This window comes from Williamwhitmania taraxaci, assembly GCF_900096565.1.
Classification (GTDB): domain Bacteria; phylum Bacteroidota; class Bacteroidia; order Bacteroidales; family Williamwhitmaniaceae; genus Williamwhitmania; species Williamwhitmania taraxaci.
This window is the reverse complement of record NZ_FMYP01000133.1, coordinates 1-3,646: the sequence shown is the minus strand read 5'-3', so window position 1 is coordinate 3,646 and position 3,646 is coordinate 1. Positions and strand designations below refer to the sequence as shown.

5 protein-coding genes are annotated in these 3,646 nt (G+C 41.3%); 2 read left to right on the top strand and 3 right to left on the bottom strand.

Features of this window, described 5'->3' with window-relative positions; all coding sequences use genetic code 11:
- Both BLS65_RS17340 and BLS65_RS17335 read right to left on the bottom strand, forming a co-directional pair.
- On the bottom strand, positions 1–207 hold a 207-nt coding region (locus BLS65_RS17340), incomplete at its 3' end, for a DUF4372 domain-containing protein (protein ID WP_125869780.1).
- A gap of 77 nt (positions 208–284) precedes the next feature.
- Entirely contained in the window at positions 285–737 is a 453-nt protein-coding gene (locus BLS65_RS17335) for an AlbA family DNA-binding domain-containing protein (RefSeq protein ID WP_092441050.1), read from the bottom strand.
- 235 nt (positions 738–972) lie between these two features.
- On the opposite strand from BLS65_RS17335, the gene BLS65_RS17330 reads away from it, so the two are divergent.
- Both BLS65_RS17330 and BLS65_RS17325 read left to right on the top strand, forming a co-directional pair.
- Entirely contained in the window at positions 973–1,158 is a 186-nt protein-coding gene (locus tag BLS65_RS17330) for a type 1 glutamine amidotransferase family protein (RefSeq protein WP_092441049.1), read from the top strand.
- Between the two features lie 552 nt (positions 1,159–1,710).
- Positions 1,711–3,102, top strand: coding sequence for a sugar MFS transporter (locus BLS65_RS17325; RefSeq protein ID WP_092441048.1), 1,392 nt, complete (start codon positions 1,711–1,713; stop codon positions 3,100–3,102).
- A 356-nt stretch (positions 3,103–3,458) separates the two neighbouring features.
- On the opposite strand, the gene BLS65_RS18685 is transcribed toward BLS65_RS17325, so the two are convergent.
- On the bottom strand, positions 3,459–3,646 hold a 188-nt coding region (locus tag BLS65_RS18685; RefSeq protein WP_212590591.1), incomplete at its 5' end, for a hypothetical protein.

The following is a 3,646-nucleotide window of genomic DNA, read 5'->3' as shown; positions in this document are numbered from 1 at the left end:
CCCTTCACATATTTCGGTCATCGAATCGCACCGGCTGAGGACGCCAAACAGCATGGTAACCAGCTGGGGTTTTGCCTTAAACGTCTTATAGTAATGGTCTGCACCATGCTTTTTCACCAAGCTGCTGACATTAATGGCATCGATTAAGTTGATGGCTTGTTTGAAAATCGGCTGTCCGACTAATTTTATTTCTGTATTTTTGCCCATGTTGTATTTTTTTTCGCAAAACAAATCTACAACATCGGGGTGAAACCTTCGGGGAGTAGCCCCTTATTTTTATTCAACTAACGTTTCAACTGGAATCTTTTTGTCGGACAGTAGTGATATCTTTTATAATATTTCCTGTCGCTTGCTTGATGAGCTGTATTGCTTTGAGGTATTTCAACAACATATATCAGGTTATTCGTTTCCTCTTCTAGCGGTATTGGATGAATAATTATATTTTCTATTCTTGGCCTTATTCTACTTTGAATAATCTGTTCTAGCCATTCTTTTGAAATTTCGCTTCTGTTAATTGGGTCAATTGATTCTGGAAGATGTTTATTCTGGTTATCTTCTCTTATTCCATAAATTATTACTCCTCCATCAGAATTTGCAAATGCTGAAACGTCCTTTGAAATTTCGTTTGCTTTTTTATCATTTTGTTGTAATGAATCAGAGGCTTTATAATCAAGATTAAGATTTTCCTCAATCTTTTCTTTTATTAAATCTTTTACTTTTTGTAAATCCCATTCCATATAGCATCTTTTAATATTACCCTCAACTCGTTTATAAACCCAACTTTGTTGGGTTTATCCGCCACAATATGGGCGGATAAACCTTACTGTTGTGAAGGTTTATTTCCACCCTAAGGTATATATAATGTTGATAGGTGGTGCAGGTCAGCTGAACAATGTTTGAGTATCTGCAAAAATGCGCCGCCTTCCTTTTTGTATGTGTGTTCGGTTATGCGAATAACGTTGTTGGCTATTTATGCTTTTCGACAAGGTTGGTGTTGGTAAGGGTAGGCGAGTTGCCTTGCATTCGTTAGTTAAGCCGGTTGTTAAAGGTGGCATTGGAACCGATGAAAAGTTGGTTGTTGATGGGAATCTTTATACTGCACAAACCGAGCATGCCATAAGCTCGCTTATGCCCGAGTTGTTGAATGCGCTGAAGTAGAGTGATGCGAGTTATGACCTTTGTTCTCCAACTTCTCTGACTCCTTTGACTTCTCTAATAATTTTTTTAAACTTTTTTTCTCTCTTCTATAACGTTTGCGCTTTCTATTTTGCTGTTATGTAGGCCGGTATGGTTTTGTGTTGATTATAATTATCCCTATTTTTGTTTTCGAAAATTATGTTTTGAGGGTATCGTTCCTATATCAATCGTTTGGTTGTTGGTTTAGACAGATTACTTTTCTGATATTAATCTTCAGATTTTATGGTTGGTTTTTGATACTATCCTTAGGTTGATATTAAAGTTTTAATTTTTTTTGTTACCAAGGATTTCAACATAGGGTTTATGATTTAGGTTTATGGGTTTTATTGAATAGGTTGATTGTTAAGTTGGTTTATTGATTGAGTTTTTGGGGGAAGAGCGAAATATGTGGTACTACAACAGTTCTACATTCGTTCTTCCCCTAACTATTTTACTACATCAGGGAAGAACCATTTGGTTAAAAAATTACCTTTGGACTTCACCTTTCCTAATACACCAAAAACGATTTAACCTATGGCATCTACACCAATAAGTTCAGCGAATGTAAGTGTAAGTGGTAGCGTTGGCAATTACCGCGGTCCGTTATACCTGCTTACCACCCTTTTCTTTATGTGGGGGTTCATAACCTGCCTCAACGACATCCTAATCCCGCACCTTAAAGCCCTGTTCGATCTGACGTATACCAAAACTATGCTCATTCAGCTTACGTTTTTTGGAGCATACGCAATTATGTCGCTGCCTGCTGGGTTGATTATTGGCCGCATCGGGTATAAAAATGGTATAGTTTTAGGTTTGGTTATTGCGGCAGTAGGCGCCGTAATGTTTTACCCTGCCTCTTTGTTTATTAGCTACGGTTTCTTCCTTGGTGGTTTATTCGTATTGGCCTCGGGTATTACTGTTTTGCAGGTTGCGGCCAATCCTTACGTGGCAATTCTGGGGCCGGCTGAGTCGGCTTCGGGTAGGATGAATATGACCCAAGCATTCAACTCCTTTGGAACTACCATTGCTCCGGTTTTTGGTGGCTTGCTTATCTTTTCCGATACTGCCAGTAGTACCGCCGAAAAGGCAAGCACGGTTCAACTTCCCTATATTGCCATTGCCATTACGCTATTAGTAATTGCATTTGTATTTTTCAAAGCAAAATTACCAGTTATTCAGGCCGGAAATTCTGTAGCAAAAGCCCCCGGAAGTGCATGGCAATACCGCCATTTGGTGCTGGGTGCATTGGCCATCTTTGTTTATGTGGGTGTTGAGGTATCGATAGGCAGCTTCCTTATTAATTTCTTTGGTCTGCCCGAAATTGCCGGCTTTACCGAAAAAGATGCATCCAAATATGTTTCCCTCTACTGGGGTGGCGCCATGATTGGCCGATTCTTTGGCGCAATTTCGCTTACCCATTTTGCTAAGCCGCAAAATCGCTACGGACTTTATTCTGCGATATTTGTGGGTGCATATGGCTTGGCTTATTTCCTTACTCACGATTTTGTTTTAAGTGGTTTATTCCTTGTTTTTGTAGCGATTAACCTTGTTGGATTCTTCCTTGGTAAGAATAAACCAAACAGAACGCTTGCTGTGCTTGCCGGTGCTGCCGGATTACTTGTGGCTTTAACGGTGGCTTCGACCGGACATTTTGCTATTTGGCCGATTATTGCCGTTGGGTTGTTCAACTCCATTATGTTCCCTACTATTTTTACCCTTGCTATCGACGATTTAGGTCCACACACTAGCCAAGGCTCAGGTATTCTTTGCATGGCAATTGTTGGTGGTGCCATTATTCCATTTGCTATGGGAATGCTGGCCGATCGTTTCGGAGTTCACCATGCATTCTTAATGCCGATGTTGGGGTATCTCTATATTCTCTACTATGGAGTGATGGGGTATAAAAAACAAGTTGTAAGAAGTTAATGGAAGAATAATGATTGAGGGGCTTTAGTATGTATGGCTTCCTTAGAATCCTTAACCACCAATAGATAGATTGGTGGTTAGGGATTTTTGTTTTCTAAACCAGTAACCAGTATCGCCCGATTGAACAGACGTATTTCGTCCATGCGCGGTGCAAGGCGGCTAATGCAGATAATTCAGGCACTTTGCAGTAAGGTAGCATAACCGCAGCTATGCCACGAGTACAAAGCAGTGGCATGGGCATGTTGCCTATACGGCAAACCTGCCAAACGTGGCGGCTTAAGGCTGTTGCAGGCGGATGAACCTCTGCAACCGTGCTGCGCGCTATTGGCGGCCGCACACCTGCTACCAGCGTTCATCTATTTTGCTATATTTACATCAGCCAAGGCTTGCAGGGCACGGATAGTAAAATAGCTTGACCGCCGAAGGAGGTTCCGCGCCAGCTGGGAGATCATTCGGGACACCGAATTGCTTTTCCAGAATAACCCTGTCAGGGATATACTGATTTGGAGAGGAAGGTCGACTCCTTTCAAAGAAGATGGCAACA

What these genes read in the sequence shown, in the direction of transcription:
- BLS65_RS17325 (WP_092441048.1), top strand. Translation starts at nt 1,711, where the DNA reads ATGGCATCTACACCAATAAGTTCAGCGAATGTAAGTGTAAGTGGTAGC.
- BLS65_RS17335 (WP_092441050.1), bottom strand. Translation starts at nt 737, where the DNA reads ATGGAATGGGATTTACAAAAAGTAAAAGATTTAATAAAAGAAAAGATT.
- BLS65_RS17330 (WP_092441049.1), top strand. Translation starts at nt 973, where the DNA reads ATGCTTTTCGACAAGGTTGGTGTTGGTAAGGGTAGGCGAGTTGCCTTG.